Here is an 18,016-nt window from a genome sequence, read left to right as displayed (position 1 = left end):
GACCGAACGTATTTTCATGGAGAAAAATATGAACTTTCGCCTGACTGGGCTGGCTTTCGCAACTGTGTTATTGGTGGGCTGTGCCAGCGCGCCGCAAGATGAACCACAAGGGCGATCCGATCCTCTGGAAGGATTTAACCGGACGATGTTCGACTTTAACTATAACGTCCTGGATCCGTACGTATTGCGCCCGGTGGCCGTGGCCTGGCGCGACTATGTGCCCATGCCGGCGCGTAACGGTTTAAGTAACTTCACGTCGAACCTGGAAGAGCCGGCCAGCATGGTCAACGCCTTCCTGAAGGGCGATCCGTATCGCGGGATGATTCACTTCAACCGCTTCTTCCTTAATACCCTGCTGGGGATGGGCGGCCTGATCGACGTGGCGGGAATGGCGAACCCGAAACTGGCGCGTGAAGAACCGAACCGTTTCGGCAGCACGCTGGGGCATTACGATGTCGGTTACGGCCCTTATGTCATGTTGCCGGGTTATGGCAGCTTCACCCTGCGTGAAGACGGCGGCGACTGGGCGGATACGGTCTATCCGGTGCTGAGCTACCTGACCTTCTGGATGTCGGCGGGTAAATGGGTGGTTGAGGGGATTGAAACCCGCGCCCAACTGCTGGATTCCGACGGCCTGCTGCGCAACTCTTCCGATCCTTACGTGATGATGCGTGAAGCCTACTTCCAGCGTCATGACTTCCTGGCGCGCGGCGGCTCGCTGAAGCCGGAAGAGAATCCGAACGCCAAGGCGATCCAGGGCGATCTGGACGATATCGACTCGGCGAAATAAGCTCCGCAAGCAAAACATCTAAAACCGCCCTGTGGCGTGAATGCCAGTCAGTTAAGCTGACTGGCATTTTTGTTTTTACCTCCCCGCAAGCACCTTCTTCCTCAGTTAATCAGCGTCAAACTTGTGACGCTGATTCCGATTTAATAAAAACGGTCACATTTTTCTTTAAAATTAAAATAGTGTTTTATTAAATTGAATGATTGATCGGCACATTCTTCCCGTTGACGCCAACATCCGCCGGAAGGTGGCAAAAGAACCAAGGTTTTTTGATCGTCGGAAATCTACTTTTACCCAAAGTTTTCTATAACGCATCGGACTACCACACTCAGCGTCATCAGGAGGGGAGCTATGAAAACGCGTAAAATCGGGGTGATCAATTACCTGGCCTACGGCTCCGGGGATTTTCTCGGTGCAGGCACCACGGCGCTGACGGCGGCCTGGCTGCTCTACTTCTACACCACGTTCTGCGGCCTCAGCCCGATCGAGGCGACGGCCATTTTTGCCCTTGCCAGGCTGCTGGATGCGGTGATCAGCCCGTTGATGGGTTACCTGACCGACAACTTCGGCGCTACTCGGCTCGGCAAACGTTTCGGGAGACGCAAGTTCTTCATCTTGCTCGGTATCCCGCTGGTGTTCAGCTACAGCCTGATGTGGGTGGGGGAGATGAGCTTTTGGTATTACCTGCTGACCTACCTGTTCTTCGATATGGTTTACACCATGGTGCTGGTGCCTTATGAAACCCTGGTGCCGGAAATGACCGATGACTTCAAACAGAAAACCAAGTTTTCCGGCGCCCGCATTTCGCTGGCGCAGCTTTCGGCGATTTTGGCCGCCTTTCTGCCGGGGATCCTGCTGGGCTATTTTGGCAAAGACAATGCGGTTTCTTTTTTCTACGCCAGCCTGGTGTTCTCGGTGATTTGCGCGCTGGTGCTGACGCTGGTGTATTGCTTTAGCTGGGAGCGTCAGCCGGGGCCTGGCACCTTAGGGGATCAACAGAAGCTGACGCTGGGCCAAAGCATCAAGCGCCTGTACGTAGAACTGGCTTCCACCCTGCGGGTAAGGATTTTCCGCCAGCATCTGGGCATGTACCTCGGCGGCTATATTGCCCAGGACGTATTCAACGCGGTGTTCACCTATTACGTGGTGTTTGTGCTGATGCAAAGCGCCACCGTTGCCTCAACCCTGATGGGCTGGATGGCCACCCTGCAATTTATCGCGGTGATTGGCATGATCCCGTTGTGTATTCGTTTTGGGCCGGCGCCCTCCTATCGCCTGGTGGTGGCGCTGTTTGGCCTGAGCGCGCTTTCGTACGGCGGACTGTATTACGCCGGCATGAACGACGCGTTTTCGCTGCTGCTGCTGATTTCCGCTATCGCCGGGCTGGGGCGCGGCGGGATCAACTACGTGCCCTGGAATGTCTATACCTATATCGCCGACGTGGATGAGGCCATCACCGGTCAGCGCCGTGAAGGGATTTTTGCCGGCATCATGACGCTGACACGCAAGGCCTCGCAGGCCGGGGCGGTGATACTGGTGGGGTTGATGATGCAGTTCTCCGGCTTCGTTTCCGGCAAAAGCGAACAATTGCCTGCGGTGAGCCACACCATTTTGCTGATTCTGTGCCTGGGTACGGTCGCGGTCCTGAGCCTGGGCTTCTTTATCTCGCTGCGTTTCAAGTTGAATCTCGCTACTCACGGCGTGCTGCGCGCAGAAACCGAAAAGATGCGTGCGGCGGGCGGTACCGTGCCGGAAAAAATCCTGCCGGAGGCGCGAGCGACCGTCGAAATGCTGGCGGGCATGTCGTACGACTGTCTGTGGGGCAACAACAATATTGGTTATGCCAACCGCCACAAACCAGCCGCGCCGCCGCTGCCGAAAGAAGTGGATGGCAAGAAGGCGATAATTCTCTGATTCACTTCGCTAAATCTGAACAATAAGGAGTTGCTCATGGTGGTATACCCCGTCAAACACAGCCCGTTGCTGCGCCAGCCGGAACGTTTCATCTCCCGCGAACAGTTGCAGCGCACCCTCGACAATTTGGTGGCGAATCTGGTCAACATCACCGATGAGAGCGGCGAGTTTCTGCTGCGGCTGGACGACGGCAGGGTGATTGACACTAAAGGCTGGGCCGGTTGGGAGTGGACGCACGGCATCGGGTTGTACGGCATTTATCAGTACTATCGGCAAACCGGCGATGCCGGGCTGCGGAAAATTATCGATGATTGGTTTGCCGCACGGTTGGCGGAAGGCACGCCGACCAAGAACGTCAACACGGTATGCCCGTTCCTGACGCTGGCCTACCGTTATGAAGAAACCCGCGATCCGCGTTGGTTGCCGTATCTGGAGCGCTGGGCGGAGTGGGTCATGTACGAGATGCCGCGCACCCGCTGCGGCGGGATGCAGCACGTCACGCTGGCGGAAGAGAATCACCAGCAGCTGTGGGACGACACCCTGATGATGAGCGTGCTGCCCTTGGCCAAGATCGGCATGTTGCTCGACCGGCCGGACTATCTGGAGGAAGCTAAATATCAGTTCCTGGTGCATGCGCAGCACCTGATGGATCGCGACAGCGGCCTGTGGTTCCACGGCTGGACCTTCGACGGGAGCCACAATTTTGCCAGGGCACGTTGGGCGCGCGGCAACAGCTGGCTGACCATGGTCATTCCAGAGCTGCTGGAATTGCTGGATTTGCCTGAACAGGATGCGACGCGGCGTTTTATGCTGCAAGTGTTGGAGAGCCAGGTGGCGGCCCTGGCCCGTTGCCAGGACGACAGCGGATTATGGCATACGCTGCTGGACGATCCGCATTCCTATCTGGAAGCGTCCGCCACGGCCGGTTTTGCCTACGGTATTCTGAAAGCGGTGCGCAAGCGCTATATCAGCGGCAGCTATGCCGCGACGGCGGAAAGGGCGCTGAAAGGGGTGATTGAACATATTACCCCGGAAGGCGAACTGACCGGCGTGTCTTTCGGCACCGCCATGGGCAGTGAACTGGCGTATTACCGCGAAATTCCCCGGACTTCGATGCCTTATGGCCAGGCGATGGCGATCTTGTGCCTGGCCGAGTATCTGCGGGTTTATATATAACGATGATGAACGAAAAAAGCGCCCCGTGGGGCGCTTGAGCTGCTTGAAAAACAAGATTAGAAGCGGTAGTTGAAGTTGGCGCCGTACAGCCAGGCCTTGCCCACGGATTCGAAGGTATAAGGGCCTTCTTTAACGGTGACTTTCTGGCCGTGCATGTAGGAAACACCGACGTCAACCGAAGCGTCTTTGTTGAACGCATAGGTGGTACCGGCGCTCAGCCAGAAACGGTCCTGATCCGGGATCGAGATAGAGCGGTTCTGGGCAGGTACCGGGCTGTCATCGAACGCGATACCGGTGCGGAAGGTCCAGTTATCATCGTAGAAGTAAGTGGTACCCAGCGCGATGCGGTAAGCGTCTTTAAAGCCTTCGTGCTTCTCGAACAGCGTTTGGCCGTTGTTGCCGGTGGCTTTCAGCTCCTGGAACTGGCTCCAGCTGGTATAAGCCAGGCTGTAGTGGACTGCCCATTGTGGCGCAACCTTATTGTAGCCCGAGATTTCCCACATTTCCGGCAGGTTCAGGGTCAGAGAACCTGGAATGGTGTTGCCGTTGGTACCGTAAGGCAGGCCGGCCGCGCTCAGGATCGGGTTATAAGCGGATGGCAGGCTGCTCTTGTAATCGCCGTCGAAGTCGATTTTCACTTCGGAACGGTAGCTCAAGCCATAACGGTTGTTTTCGTCCACTTCATACAGAATACCGGCGTTCCAGCCAAAGCCCCATTCGTCACCCTTCAGGTGAGAGATCTGGGTATCGGCCGGAATTTGTGACACCGGGCCGGCTAACTGAGGCGGCAATTGGCCCGAGCCTGCAAGCAGTTTCGGCAATTCGCCCGCATAACGCTCAAGTTTGGCTTTGGCATAAACCGCGTCAAAGCCCAGGCCGAAGCTGAATTGTTGGTTCAGGCGATAAGCGGCGCTCAGGTTCAGGTTCAGGGTTTCGAGGTCGGTTTTGCCGCCGTAAGCGCCGGCGGTGTAACCGTCGTTGAATTCGGTGGCCAGACCATAGTTGCTGGTGACCGAGCCGCCCACGGCAAATTGATCGTTAATCGGGTGAACATAGTGCAGGTTCGGCACCCAGGCGGTTGGCGCGATGTTTTTGGAATCCAGGCTGGCACCCGAAGGGGACTTGCCGGTAATGTCCACGTCCGGATCGATAAAGACCGCGCCGAAGGAAAGTTCTGGGCGGGTGTACATCATCAAAAGGGCCGGGTTGCGGCTTGCAGAGGCTGCGGTATCCGCCATGGCACCTTCGCCAGAATACGAACGTCCTAAACCAGCTGATGAAAACTCATTCAGCTGGAATCCTGCGGCAGACACGTTTGAAGAAATAATTGCCACTGCAGCTGCGAGAGCTGATTTAGTAAATAGGTTTTTCTGGCTCATGACCAAAACCTCATTATGTGTTTATTATTTAAACTATGTTACACAAGGTAACAAGGAGCGCGGGATTGTAGGGTCCGTTATCATTCAGACAAATCAGACCAGTGGCTGAATTATAGGTCCGACCTGTGAGAATGTTGCAACTTTGTTTTTGAGATATTTCAGGATTGGTATCAAAAAAGAGATCTGCTTAACAAAAAACCAGCAGTGAATAACAAACTTCTTACCATTCCTTAGCAGACATCGATTTTTATTTGTGATTTCCATCACTTAAAACACCTATAAAAAGTAAGTGCTAGCGATGGGTTACGCTGCGGGGTAAAATAAACGCAGAATCTTGCGTCTTTGCGCCAGAAAGTTAATGGCAGTTTGGACACGCGTAATGGCGGTCCCTGAGGAGAATTAATCATGTCAGATGCAATTAATAAATGCAGCGCCCAGGAAACCGCAGCCTGTTGCTGTGTCGATGTCGGTACCGTGATGGACAACACCGATTGCACCGCATCCTACAGCCAGGTGTTTGCCAATCAACAGGATGCCGAGCAAACGCTGGCGGCGCTGACGGAAAAAGCCCGTGGCGTGGAGTCTGACCCTTGTGACATCAGCAGTAGCATTAAACCGGTTGACGGTGGTGTGCAACTGGTGGCGGATTTCACCTTTGCCTGCCAGGCGGAAACCCTGATTTTCCAGCTCGGCCTGCGTTAATTCCTGCCCAACAGGGTGCGGGCCAAACCCGCACCGCTGCCTCGCCGTTTTCCCCCGATAGAAAGTTGCTCCTGCTCTCAGTTTTCACTTCTGACGGTTTGCCAAATGTAAACATTTGGTTAACAATGACCTCATCAGGTCAGACCTCTTTTTGCCCGTTGCGCTGACGTCATTTTTTCAGGAGCGTTTATGAGTAAGGCACTGCCGTTGGTGACCCGTCACGGTGACCGTATCGCGATTGTAAATGGACTACGTACGCCTTTTGCCAAACAGGCAACCGCTTATCACGGCATTCCGGCGGTGGATCTGGGTAAAACGGCGGTGAGCGAACTGTTGGCCCGCAGCGGCATTGATCCGGCGCTTATCGAACAGTTGGTGTTCGGCCAGGTAGTGCAAATGCCCGAGGCGCCAAATATCGCGCGTGAAATTGTGCTGGGCACCGGCATGAGCGTACATACCGATGCGTACAGCGTGTCGCGCGCCTGTGCCACCAGCTTCCAGGCGATCGCCAACGTGGCGGAAAGCATCATGGCGGGCAGCATCAGTATCGGCATTGCCGGCGGCGCCGATTCCTCCTCGGTGTTGCCGATCGGCGTCAGCAAAGCGCTGGCGCGAACGCTGGTCGATGTCAACAAGGCGCGCACCCTGTCGCAACGCCTCAAACTGTTTAGCCGGTTGAAGTTCCGCGATCTGCTGCCGGTGCCGCCGGCGGTGGCGGAATACTCGACCGGCCTGCGCATGGGCGATACCGCCGAACAAATGGCGAAAAGCCACGGCATCACCCGCGAAGAGCAGGATGCGCTGGCGCACCGCTCTCACCAGTTGGCGGCCAAGGCCTGGGAACAGGGGCTGTTGCACGATGAAGTCATGACCGCTTACGTCCCGCCGTACCGCGCGCAAATCACCGAAGACAACAACGTCCGCAAAGATTCCAGCCTGGCGTCATACGCTAAGCTGAAACCGGCATTTGACCGCAAACATGGCAGCGTCACCGCGGCCAACAGTACGCCGTTGACCGACGGCGCCGCGGCGGTGCTGATGATGAGCGAATCGCGTGCGAAAGAGCTGGGGTTGCAGCCGCTGGGTTACCTGCGCAGCTTTGCTTTCGCCGCCATCGACGTGTGGGAAGACATGCTGTTGGGGCCATCCTACGCCACGCCGCTGGCGCTGGATCGCGCCGGTATTGGCCTGGCCGACCTAACCCTGATAGACATGCATGAAGCTTTCGCCGCGCAGACGCTGGCAAACCTGAAGATGTTCGCCAGCGATGAGTTCGCGCAACAAAAACTCGGGCGCAGCAGGGCGATCGGCACAGTGGATATGGATAAATTTAACGTCTTGGGTGGCTCGATCGCCTACGGCCACCCGTTTGCCGCTACCGGCGCGCGCATGATCACCCAGACGTTGCACGAGCTGAAACGCCGTGGCGGCGGGTTGGGGCTGACTACTGCCTGCGCGGCCGGAGGGTTAGGGGCCGCAATGATTGTAGAGGTGGAATAATGAGCTTTGAAAACGCATTGCATGAGCAGCGGGCCAAACCCTCGGCCTTTCAATTGACGTTGCGCCCGGACAACATCGGTGTGATTACCATCGACGTCCCGGGCGACAAGGTGAACACGCTGAAAGCCGAGTTCGTCGAGCAGGTGAATGACGTACTGATCCGTGCGCAGCAGCATACCGCGCTGGAAGGGCTGGTGATTATTTCCGGTAAGCCGGATTCGTTTATTGCCGGGGCGGACATCACCATGATCGCCGCCTGCACCAGCGCCAAAGAGGCCGAAACGCTGGCGAAAAAAGGGCAAAGCACACTGGCGCAGATCGCCGCTTTCCCGGTGCCGGTGGTGGCGGCTATTCACGGCGCTTGCCTGGGGGGCGGGCTGGAACTGGCTCTGGCCTGCCATGGCCGCATCTGTTCGCTGGATGACAAAACCGCTCTCGGCCTGCCGGAAGTTCAGCTTGGCTTGTTGCCAGGCTCCGGCGGCACCCAGCGATTGCCGCGCTTGATCGGTGCCAGCAAGGCGCTGGACATGATGCTGACCGGCAAACATATTCGCGCGCGTCAGGCGTTGCGGATGGGTTTGGTGGATGATGCGGTGCCGCAGGCGATTTTGTTGCAGACCGCCATTGAACGGGTCAAACAGGGGTGGCAAAGCCGGCGCGAACTGCCGTGGCAGGAGCGCTTGCTCAACGGCCCTCTGGGAAAAAGCCTGTTGTTCAGCATTGTGCGCAAAAAAACGCTGGAGAAAACCCACGGCAACTATCCGGCGGCGGAAAAAATCATTCAGGTGGTGCGTACCGGCCTGGATCTCGGCAGCACCAGCGGTTATGAAGCCGAGGCGCGAGCCTTTGGCGAACTGGCCATGACGCCGCAGTCGGCGGCGTTGCGCAGCCTGTTCTTTGCCTCTACCGCCTTGAAGAAAGAGCGCGGCGGCAATGCGCAACCCCATGCGTTGCGCCGCGTCGGTATTTTGGGCGGTGGCCTGATGGGCGGCGGTATTGCCTGCGTGACCGCCACGCGCGGCGGCCTGCCGGTGCGAATTAAAGATGTCAATGAAACCGGCATCAACCACGCGCTGAAATACAGCTGGGATGTGCTCGGCAAGCGCGTGCGCAGCAAACGCATGCGCCCGGCGGAACGGCAAAAACAGATGATGCTGATCTCCGGTTCGACCGATTACACCGGCTTTGAGCGCGTGGATATCGTAGTGGAGGCGGTGTTTGAGGATCTGGCCCTGAAGCAGAAAATGGTGGCCGAGATTGAACAGCACGCCGCACCTCATACCATTTTCGCCTCCAATACCTCGTCGTTGCCGATTGGCCAGATTGCCGCCAATGCGCAGCGGCCGCAGCAGGTGATCGGCCTGCATTATTTCAGCCCGGTCGACAAAATGCCGTTGGTCGAGGTGATCCCTCATGCTTCCACCAGTGAGGAAACCATTGCCACCACCGTGGCGCTGGCGCGCAAACAGGGCAAGACGGCGATCGTGGTCGCCGATCGCGCCGGTTTCTACGTCAACCGCATTCTGGCTCCTTATATAAATGAAGCGGCGCGTTGCCTGCTGGAAGGCGAGCCTGTCGAATCGTTGGACAAGGCGCTGGTGGATTTTGGCTTCCCGGTAGGGCCGATTACCCTGCTCGATGAAGTGGGCATTGATGTGGGGACCAAGATTATCCCGGTGCTGGTGGAACAGCTCGGGCCGCGTTTTGCCGCGCCGGTCGCCTTCGATGCGGTGCTGAAAGACGGGCGCAAGGGGCGCAAAAACGGCAGGGGTTTCTACCTGTATCCAAGCGAAGGTCAGCAACGCCAGCGGGGCAAACGCGCCGATACCTCGGTCTATCTTCTGCTGGGCATTACGCCGAAGTCGCATTTGCAGCCGGCGGTCATCGCCCAGCGCTGCGTAATGATGATGCTGAATGAAGCGGCGCGTTGTCTGGACGAAGGCGTGATCCGCAGCGCGCGTGACGGGGATATAGGCGCGGTATTCGGCATTGGTTTCCCGCCATTCCTCGGGGGACCGTTCCGTTATATGGACGAACTCGGCGCTGAGAAGGTGGTTAAAACGCTGCACTACCTGCAGCAGCAATACGGCGAAAACTTTGCCCCCTGCGAACGCTTGCAGCGCATGGCGCAGCAGGGCGAACGCTTCTATCCGTCAGGGGAGTGAGCGGCATGGCACCCCGATTTGTACTAGAGTTGGATCAGGGCCGCAGTGTGATCGTCATCACTCCTTGCAATACCTGCAATTCCGGACCCTATACAGGGAGATAGTGACGGAGTAACGTAACCCGATGACGCTGAAAAGCCGATCGCCATCAATAACTTTCATGATGGAAAGGTTGAAATTTAACCTGTTGAATTGGTTGTTATGTGAGCGTCATATTCACGCCGGGACGATGTTGATGTAAAAAACAGCATTTTCTTTACGTGAACTTTCAGGCAAAATGCCCGGCCGCCATAAAAGAGACGGCGCGTTATCGTTTCAAAGCCTTTGCTTTGGGGTTGTAAAACTCGGCGATACAGCACGCTCGGCGTTTCTGTATAGCGTTATTTTGTCAACAACAGCGGTGCAATATGCAAGTTTTGATTATGCGTCACGGAGAGGCGGCACTTGATGCGGCCAGCGATTCGGTAAGACCTCTTACTGTTTGTGGCCGTGATGAGTCACGTCAGATGGCGGCCTGGTTAAACACCAAGTCTGTGGATATTGAACGAGTGCTGGTCAGCCCCTATCTGCGGGCCGAACAGACGCTGGAAACGGTGCGCGAAGCTTTAGCGCTACCGGAAAGCGAAGAAGTGCTGCCTGAGCTGACGCCGGGCGGCGATGCCAGTCTGGTCGGCAGCTATCTGCAGGCGCTGGCGCAGCAGGGGGTCAACTCTGTGCTGATCGTATCTCACCTGCCGCTGGTGGGTTATTTGGTCGCTGAGCTGTGTCCGGGCGAATGCCCGCCGATGTTCGCGACCTCCGCGATCGCCAATGTCGATCTGGCAACCGACGGCAGCTACGGCAAGTTTGAATGGCAGGTCAGCCCGTCGCAGGTGATGGCTAAAGTCTAGGGCACCGTATCTCGGGTCCAACCAGGAAAGGGCGATGTTCAACATCGCCCTTTGTCATATCTGCGGTTTACTCGGCCAGTTCGACCAGCAACAGAATCGCCGCGTTGCCGCCCCATTCTTTGGGGGCCTGGTGGAACGCCAGGACGTCGGGGTGTTGCGCCAGCCACAGTGGCGTCTGCTGTTTGAGGATGTGTTTGCCGTGGCCATGCATGACGCAGGCGCAGTGCACGTGTTCACGCTTGCAGGCGGCAATCAGCGCGCCCAGCTCTTGTTTGGCCTGCATCTGGGTCAGGCCGTGCAGATCGAGAAACAGGTCCGGTGAATAATCGCCGCGTCGCAGCTTCTTCAACTCATACGCGCTGTAGCCGGGGCGCACATAGCGGGTCGGCCCTTCCTCTTCCAACTGCGGTTGATATTCGTCCGAGAAATAATAGCTGGCGTCCACCTGCTCCTGCAGCAGGCGCTGCGGTGCCATTTGCCGGGTTTTTGGCTTGGGTTTGGGGTGGACAACGGTATCCTGGCGCAGCTTTTTTGCGCCTGCTATCGACTCTCTGAAGAGCTGCAATTCATCTTTGCTCAGAGGGTGCTTGTTCTTCATTTTTTATTCACCGGAAATCATTTATCGCGACAGTTTACCGTGTCGCGGGTATCTGTCGACGCAAAACTCCCGTCAGAATGAAAATGAGAATGTCTTAACGCGACTATTGCTGCTGATTTGTCGCGGGCTTCATGGCAAACTATGCGGCTAAATCATGAATCACAGTGCCTGCCGGAGGGCAAATTGGACAAAATTTTCGTCGACGAAGCAGTGAATGAACTGCACACCATTCAGGATATGCTGCGCTGGGCGGTGAGCCGCTTCAACGCCGCCAATATCTACTATGGTCACGGAACTGATAATCCGTGGGACGAAGCGGTGCAATTGGTACTGCCAAGCCTGTTCCTGCCGCTGGATATTCCAGAGGACATGCACACCGCACGTTTGACCTCCAGCGAGCGCCATCGCATCGTTGAACGCGTGATCCGCCGCGTCAATGAGCGCATTCCGGTGGCTTATCTGACCAACAAAGCCTGGTTCTGCGGCATGGAGTTTTATGTCGATGAGCGCGTGCTGGTGCCGCGTTCGCCGATTGGCGAACTGATCAACGATCGCTTCAGCGCACTGATCCCGCACCCACCGCGTCACATTCTGGACATGTGCACCGGCAGCGGTTGCATCGCCATCGCCTGCGGTTACGCTTTCCCGGAAGCGGAAGTGGACGCGGTGGATATCTCCAGCGACGTGCTGGCGGTGACCGAGCGCAACATTCAGGCGCATGGCGTCGAGCACCAGGTTATCCCGATCCGCTCCGATCTGTTCCGCGACGTTCCGGCGATCCAGTACGATCTTATCGTCACCAACCCGCCGTATGTGGATGCGGAAGACATGTCCGATTTGCCGCAGGAGTTCCGCTTTGAGCCGGAGCTGGGCCTGGCGGCGGGCAGCGACGGCCTGAAGCTGGTGCGCCGCATTCTGGCCTGTGCGCCGGATTACCTGAGCGACGACGGCGTGCTGATTTGTGAAGTGGGTAACAGCATGGTACATCTGATGGAACAATATCCGGATATTCCGTTCACCTGGCTGGAGTTTGAAAACGGCGGTGACGGCGTGTTCATGCTGACCAAACAGCAATTGGTCGATTGCAAAGAGCACTTCAGCATTTACCGCAGCTAAGCCTTCTTCGGGCCTGCTCTGGCGGGCCCACAAAGATAATCATTAACGGTAAGGAGCCGTGATGGCAGGAAACAGTATTGGGCAGATTTTCCGTGTCACCACATTTGGTGAATCTCACGGTGTGGCGCTGGGATGTATCGTAGACGGTGTACCGCCGGGTATCCCGCTTACCGAAGCTGATTTGCAGCACGATCTGGACCGACGCCGTCCGGGGACTTCGCGCTATACCACTCAACGCCGCGAGCCGGATCAGGTACGCATTCTTTCCGGCGTGTTCGAAGGCGTGACCACCGGTACCAGCATCGGGCTGATGATTGAAAACACCGACCAGCGTTCGCAGGATTACGGTGCCATCAAAGACGTGTTCCGTCCGGGCCACGCAGATTATACCTACGAGCAAAAATACGGCGTACGCGATTACCGTGGCGGCGGCCGTTCTTCGGCGCGTGAAACCGCGATGCGCGTAGCGGCGGGGGCGATAGCCAAGAAATACCTGCAGCAGAAATTCGGCGTACGGGTGCGCGGCTATCTGGCGCAAATCGGCGACGTGGTCTGTGAACTGAAAGATTGGGATCAGGTCGAACAGAACCCGTTCTTCTGCCCGGATCCGGACAAGCTGGAAGCGCTGGACGAACTGATGCGCGCGCTGAAAAAAGAGGGCGACTCGATCGGTGCCAAGGTCAGCGTCGTTGCCGAAAATGTGCCGGTGGGCCTCGGTGAGCCGGTATTTGACCGTCTGGACGCCGATCTGGCGCATGCGTTAATGAGCATCAACGCGGTAAAAGGCGTGGAAATCGGCGACGGTTTTGCCGTGGTGACCAAGCGCGGCAGCGAAAACCGCGACGAAATCACGCCCGAAGGTTTCCAGAGCAACCATGCGGGCGGCATTCTGGGCGGCATCAGCAGCGGCCAACCGGTAGTAGCTCATCTGGCGTTGAAACCGACCTCCAGCATCATGGTGCCGGGCCGTACCATCAATCGCCAGGGCGAAGCGGTAGAAATGGTGACCCGTGGCCGCCACGATCCCTGCGTAGGCATTCGAGCGGTTCCGATCGCCGAAGCGATGATGGCGATTGTGCTGATGGATCACCTGCTGCGCCAGCGTGCGCAAAACGGTGATGTGGTTTCTGACGTTCCACGTTGGTAATTGCGATGAAAAACTGGATGTTAGGCATCGTTGCCCTGATGGCTTCAGGTTCCGCGATGGCGTTGACGCCGTGGCAGAAAATTGATCACCCGGTGGCCGGCGCACCACAGGCGATTGGCGGTTTTGCCAATGGTTGTATCGTCGGTGCCCAGCCGTTGCCGCTGAACTCAGCGGATTATCAGGTGATGCGCCCCGATCAGCGCCGTTATTTCGGCCACCCCGATCTGCTGGCGTTCATTCAGCGCCTGAGCAGCAAAGCCAACCAAAAAGCGCTGGGCACGGTGCTGATCGGCGATATGGCGATGCCGGCCGGCGGGCGCTTTAGCAGCGGTCACGCCAGCCATCAGTCCGGGCTTGATGTCGACATCTGGCTGCAACTGCCGCGCCAGCGTTGGAGCGCGCAGCAACTGCTGAAACCGCAGCCGATCGATCTGGTTTCCGGCGACGGCAAACAGGTCGTGGCGCGGCAATGGCAACCGCAGATTGAATCTCTGATCAAAATGGCGGCGCAGGATGCCGAAGTGACGCGCATCTTCGTCAACCCGGCGATCAAGCAACGCCTGTGTCTGGATGCCGGTGCCGACCGCGACTGGTTGCACAAGGTGCGCCCGTGGTTCGGCCACCGCGCGCATATGCACGTGCGTTTGCGTTGTCCTGCTGGCAGCCTGGAGTGTAAGGAACAGGATACCCCGCCGCCGGGCGACGGCTGTGGGGCGGAGCTGGCGAGCTGGTTCGTGCCGCATCAACCCAGCGCCAAGCCGGGTAAGCCGGTACCCCCGCCATTGCCGCCTTCCTGTCAGGCTTTGTTGGATAACCATTTCGCTGCGGAATAATAAATGGATTGGTTTGTCGTTGGCCCCGAGATGCTCGGGGTTTTGTTTGTGGTGGCGTTGCTGGCGGGTTTTATCGATTCCATTGCCGGTGGCGGCGGCCTGCTGACCGTGCCGGCGCTGCTGGCGGTGGGCGTTTCCCCGGCGCAGGCGCTGGCAACCAACAAGTTGCAGTCGGTGGGCGGTTCGTTTTCCGCCAGCCTGTACTTTATCCGCCGGCGGGCAGTGGATCTTAACGATCAGAAACTGACGATCCTGTTGGCGCTGATCGGCTCCATCGCCGGGGCGATTCTGGTGCAGCATATGCGTGCCGATCTGTTGCGACAAATGCTGCCGTTGCTGGTGATTGGCATAGGTCTGTATTTTTTGCTGACCCCGCGTCTGGGGGAAAGCGATCGGCAGCGCCGCCTGAGCGCGTTGCCTTTCGGGCTGGTGGCCGGCGGCTGCGTCGGTTTTTACGATGGTTTCTTTGGCCCCGGCGCCGGTTCGTTCTATGCGTTGGCCTACGTGACGCTGTGCGGCTTCAATCTGGCCAAATCTACCGCGCACGCCAAGGTGCTGAACTTCACCTCCAACGTTGGCGGCCTGACGTTTTTTATCATCGGCGGCAAAGTGGTGTGGGGCATCGGCCTGGTGATGCTGGTGGGGCAGGTGCTCGGTGCACGTCTGGGCGCACATATGGTGATGACCCGTGGGCAGAAGCTGATTCGGCCGATGATCGTCATCGTCTCGCTGGTGATGAGCTGCAAGCTGTTGTACGACAACCACGGCGCGGAAATTCAGCAGTGGCTGGCGTTGCATATTTAGCATGCCGGGAGAGCACTAAAGTGGAATAATTGCCGCTTTATTTTTGTGGTTATAGAGTTTTTATTTATGTCAGACACACAGACTACCCATCAATACGAGCAGCTGATTGATATATTTAATCAATGCTTTAGCGAAGACTACAACACGCGGCTGGTCAAGGGCGATGATGAGCCGATTTACCTGCCGGCCGACGATGAACTGCCATACCACCGTATCGTTTTTGCCCATGGCTTTTACGCCAGCGGCCTGCATGAGATCTCGCACTGGTGCATTGCCGGCGAAGAACGCCGCAAATTGGTGGATTTCGGTTACTGGTATTGCCCGGACGGGCGCGACACGCAAACACAAAGCGAATTCGAAGCGGTAGAAATCAAACCGCAGGCGCTGGAGTGGATGTTTTGCGTGGCTGCCGGTTTCCCGTTTAACGTCAGCTGCGACAATCTGAACGGTGATTGCGAACCGGATCGCATCGCCTTCCAGCGCAAGGTGCGCGACCGAGTGCTGTCGCTGCTGGAACGGGGAATACCCACAAGGCCCGCGCGCTTTATTCAGGCATTACAATCGTTCTACAATACGCCACCGCTGGCTGCCGGGCATTTTCCCTATCCGGAAGATTTCTGTTAACGCCACAGCTTGCTATTTAATGAGGAAATTTGATGATCGCAGAATTCGAAGCGCGCATTTTGGCGCTGATTGATGACATGGTAGAGCACGCCAGCGATGATGAACTGTTTGCCGGTGGCTACCTGCGCGGTCATCTGACGCTGGCGGTGGCCGAAGCGGAAGAGCACGGCGAGCACACCGCCGAAGCGCTGAAAGTGCGGGTAGAAAACAGCCTGCACAAAGCCATTACCGCCGGTGAGTTGTCGCCGCCGGACCAGGTGCTGGTGCGCGGCATGTGGGAAAATCTGTACCAAACCGCACTGCCGATCACCTGATATCCTTAACGGGGCGCCCTCAAAGCGCCCTGTAATCTCGGTATTACACCGCACGCCCCTTTAGCAATTTTCTCACCCACATCCGGTTCGGATTCAACGCTGCCAGCATCTCTGCGTCGCCCGGCAAGGGTTCGCCAAACAGTTGCGCCGCCAGGATCTCTGCGGCCAAAGGTGCCGAACACAACCCGCGTGAACCCAGTGCGCCAAGAACAAACAGGTTGGGATAAAGCGGAGCATCCGCCACGGTTTCGCCAAGCTGATGGCGGCGTTGCAAATCCTGATACTGCGTCAGCGTGGCCTGATAGTCCGGTACTGCGCCAATCATCGGCAGGTGATCGCGGGTAGCGCTGCGCACGCCACAACGGGCGTGGTGAGCGCTGACGTCCACCTCTCGTGGCCACGCCTGTTCCGGCAGGCAGCGCAACAGACGCGCTCGGTTATCCTGTTGCTCTTCCTCGCGGTATTCAGTGGCAGTCTCGCCGCGCTGGTAACTGGCGCCGATACAGTGCTGTTGATTATGGGTATTGACCGGTGTCAGATAGCCGTCGTAACACAGTACCTGCTTCAATTCACTCAGCGCCGGCGTGGTGGGTATATGAGAAACCTGGCCGCGCACCGCGTACACCGGCAAGGCTTCGCTTTGCGGCAGCTCGGAAAGGCGGTGGCCATTGGCCAGAATTACCGTGGCATGTCGACGGGTTTCTCCATTACCGAAGCCGAGCTGCCAACTGCCGTCTGTGTGCATGAGGCTGTTTACGTCGCACTCATAATGGCAACTCATACCCTGGCGCTGCGCTAACGCAATGGCACCCCGCGTCAGCTCTGCCGGGCACAGCCAACCGCCTTGCGGGTAGCTGACGCCGCCAAAACCGCTGTCTACGCCGCACAGCGCGCTGAGCGTGGCGCGATCGGCCGGCGCCGCCAACGCAGGAGGCCATTCAATCGCCACTATTTTGGCAATTTTCCCGGCACTCTTTTCATCAAAGGCCAACTGGCTGACGCCGCACCATTGATGATCGAACGCCACGCCCTGTTGCAACAGCGCATCGTACTGGCGGCGGGCAAACGGGAAGGCGGCGCTGAAAAAGGTTTCCAGCGCGTCACCGCGGCCGTTCAGCAACGGATAGAGCGCGCCCTGACGGTTGCCCGATGCGCCTTCGGCCGGTAGCGGATCGGCGCAGTACAGCGTTACTTTCGCGCCGCGCCGCAGCAGGGCGAGAGCGGTAAGCGCGCTGGCGACGCCGCCGCCGATGATGGCGATATCGTCAGTATTTTCCGCCGCCGGGCGCAGGAACCAGGGGGCGGGATGCGGGATCGCCGGTGCATCAGCGGGCAACTCGCCGATCAGCATTTCGCGTTTTTGGCCGAAACCTTTGCTTTTCGTCACCTCAAAACCGGCCTGCTGCAATCCGCGCCGTACAAAACCCGCGGCGGTAAAGGTGGCGAGGGTGCCTCCGGGCCGGGCGAAGCGCGCCATGGCGGCGAACAGCTGCTCAGTCCACATATCCGGGTTTTTCGCCGGTGCAAAGCCATCGAGGAACCAGGCGTCGACCTGGTTATTCATGCTGGGGTCAAAGTGCGGCAGCAGCGCGTTGACGTCGCCGAACCACAGATCCAGCGTAATGCGCCCCTGCGCCAGCAGCAGGCGGTGGCAGCCCGGCAACGGCAGCGGCCACTGGGCGCGAAGCTCATCGGCATAGGGGGCCAGCTCCGGCCAGCGTGCGTGCGCGGCCGCCAGATCGTCGTGCAACAGCGGAAATTTTTCAAAACTGATGAAATGCAGCCGCTGCAGCGGAGCGTCGGGCATCGCCGCACGAAAACCGGCAAACGCCTGCCACAGGGTTAAAAAGTTGAGCCCGGTACCGAAGCCGGTTTCCGCCACGATAAACAGCGGGCGAGGGTGCTCGCCAAAACGCGACGGCAGCCGGTTGCCCTGGAGAAACACGTAACGGGTTTCTTCCAGCCCATCCTGATTGGAAAAGTAGACGTCATCAAACTGTTTCGAAACAGGTGTACCCTGTTCGTTCCAGGATAACGCTGCGGTTTGGATCGGGGCGTGGCTCACGG

16 protein-coding genes are annotated in these 18,016 nt (G+C 57.8%); 13 read left to right on the top strand and 3 right to left on the bottom strand.

The genetic code is table 11. The features are described 5' to 3' along the window. The first annotated feature begins 28 nt into the window (after positions 1–28). From mlaA to bglB, 3 genes are all read left to right on the top strand, one after another. Positions 29–790 carry a phospholipid-binding lipoprotein MlaA gene (mlaA, locus tag D4100_RS12255; protein ID WP_065506408.1) on the top strand — a complete coding sequence of 254 codons (762 nt, stop codon included), beginning with the start codon at positions 29–31 and terminating at the stop codon, positions 788–790. Between the two features lie 348 nt (positions 791–1,138). After that, a complete protein-coding gene (locus D4100_RS12250) occupies positions 1,139–2,701 on the top strand; it encodes an MFS transporter (RefSeq protein ID WP_119804457.1) in 1,563 nt (520 codons plus the stop codon). 36 nt (positions 2,702–2,737) lie between these two features. Next, entirely contained in the window at positions 2,738–3,877 is a 1,140-nt protein-coding gene (gene bglB, locus D4100_RS12245) for a beta-galactosidase BglB (RefSeq protein ID WP_119804456.1), read from the top strand. Between the two features lie 56 nt (positions 3,878–3,933). Here the strand turns inward: bglB and fadL are convergent, their stop codons facing one another. After that, entirely contained in the window at positions 3,934–5,256 is a 1,323-nt protein-coding gene (fadL, locus tag D4100_RS12240) for a long-chain fatty acid transporter FadL (protein WP_065506405.1), read from the bottom strand. 405 nt (positions 5,257–5,661) lie between these two features. On the opposite strand from fadL, the gene D4100_RS12235 reads away from it, so the two are divergent. The 4 genes from D4100_RS12235 to sixA all read left to right on the top strand — a co-directional run bounded on the left by D4100_RS12235 (position 5,662) and on the right by sixA (position 10,513). Continuing rightward, on the top strand, positions 5,662–5,958 hold the full coding sequence (locus D4100_RS12235) for a YfcZ/YiiS family protein (RefSeq protein ID WP_081304031.1): 297 nt from the start codon (positions 5,662–5,664) through the stop codon (positions 5,956–5,958). A 189-nt stretch (positions 5,959–6,147) separates the two neighbouring features. Then, a complete protein-coding gene (gene fadI / locus D4100_RS12230) occupies positions 6,148–7,458 on the top strand; it encodes an acetyl-CoA C-acyltransferase FadI (protein WP_065506404.1) in 1,311 nt (436 codons plus the stop codon). Then, on the top strand, positions 7,458–9,623 hold the full coding sequence (gene fadJ / locus D4100_RS12225) for a fatty acid oxidation complex subunit alpha FadJ (RefSeq protein WP_119804455.1): 2,166 nt from the start codon (positions 7,458–7,460) through the stop codon (positions 9,621–9,623). Before fadI ends, fadJ begins: the two co-directional genes overlap by 1 nt. Positions 9,624–10,030: 407 nt before the next feature. Then, positions 10,031–10,513: a phosphohistidine phosphatase SixA gene (gene sixA / locus D4100_RS12220; RefSeq protein WP_065506402.1), complete on the top strand. Its 483-nt coding sequence runs from the start codon at positions 10,031–10,033 to the stop codon at positions 10,511–10,513. Between the two features lie 67 nt (positions 10,514–10,580). Here the strand turns inward: sixA and smrB are convergent, their stop codons facing one another. After that, on the bottom strand, positions 10,581–11,111 hold the full coding sequence (gene smrB / locus D4100_RS12215) for an endonuclease SmrB (protein WP_065506401.1): 531 nt from the start codon (positions 11,109–11,111) through the stop codon (positions 10,581–10,583). 183 nt (positions 11,112–11,294) lie between these two features. On the opposite strand from smrB, the gene prmB reads away from it, so the two are divergent. The 6 genes from prmB to D4100_RS12185 all read left to right on the top strand — a co-directional run bounded on the left by prmB (position 11,295) and on the right by D4100_RS12185 (position 15,949). Continuing rightward, entirely contained in the window at positions 11,295–12,227 is a 933-nt protein-coding gene (gene prmB, locus D4100_RS12210) for a 50S ribosomal protein L3 N(5)-glutamine methyltransferase (RefSeq protein ID WP_065506847.1), read from the top strand. Positions 12,228–12,288: 61 nt separating this feature from the next. Further along, positions 12,289–13,374: a chorismate synthase gene (aroC, locus tag D4100_RS12205; protein WP_119804454.1), complete on the top strand. Its 1,086-nt coding sequence runs from the start codon at positions 12,289–12,291 to the stop codon at positions 13,372–13,374. Positions 13,375–13,379: 5 nt separating this feature from the next. Then, positions 13,380–14,207, top strand: coding sequence for a penicillin-insensitive murein endopeptidase (gene mepA / locus D4100_RS12200; RefSeq protein ID WP_065506399.1), 828 nt, complete (start codon positions 13,380–13,382; stop codon positions 14,205–14,207). A gap of 3 nt (positions 14,208–14,210) precedes the next feature. Then, positions 14,211–15,011, top strand: a complete 801-nt coding sequence (locus tag D4100_RS12195; protein WP_062868135.1) for a sulfite exporter TauE/SafE family protein — start codon at positions 14,211–14,213, stop codon at positions 15,009–15,011. Between the two features lie 66 nt (positions 15,012–15,077). Next, entirely contained in the window at positions 15,078–15,635 is a 558-nt protein-coding gene (locus tag D4100_RS12190; RefSeq protein WP_065506398.1) for an elongation factor P hydroxylase, read from the top strand. Between the two features lie 32 nt (positions 15,636–15,667). Further along, a complete protein-coding gene (locus D4100_RS12185; protein WP_119804453.1) occupies positions 15,668–15,949 on the top strand; it encodes a YfcL family protein in 282 nt (93 codons plus the stop codon). Positions 15,950–15,992: 43 nt separating this feature from the next. Here the strand turns inward: D4100_RS12185 and mnmC are convergent, their stop codons facing one another. Continuing rightward, positions 15,993–18,014, bottom strand: a complete 2,022-nt coding sequence (mnmC, locus tag D4100_RS12180) for a bifunctional tRNA (5-methylaminomethyl-2-thiouridine)(34)-methyltransferase MnmC2/FAD-dependent 5-carboxymethylaminomethyl-2-thiouridine(34) oxidoreductase MnmC1 (RefSeq protein ID WP_119804452.1) — start codon at positions 18,012–18,014, stop codon at positions 15,993–15,995. Between the last annotated feature and the right edge of the window lie 2 nt (positions 18,015–18,016).

The sequence above is a fragment of the Serratia inhibens genome (genome assembly GCF_003591175.1).
GTDB lineage: Bacteria > Pseudomonadota > Gammaproteobacteria > Enterobacterales > Enterobacteriaceae > Serratia > Serratia inhibens.
The sequence above is the reverse complement of the archived record's forward strand: the minus strand, read 5'-3'. Positions and strand labels throughout refer to the sequence as shown.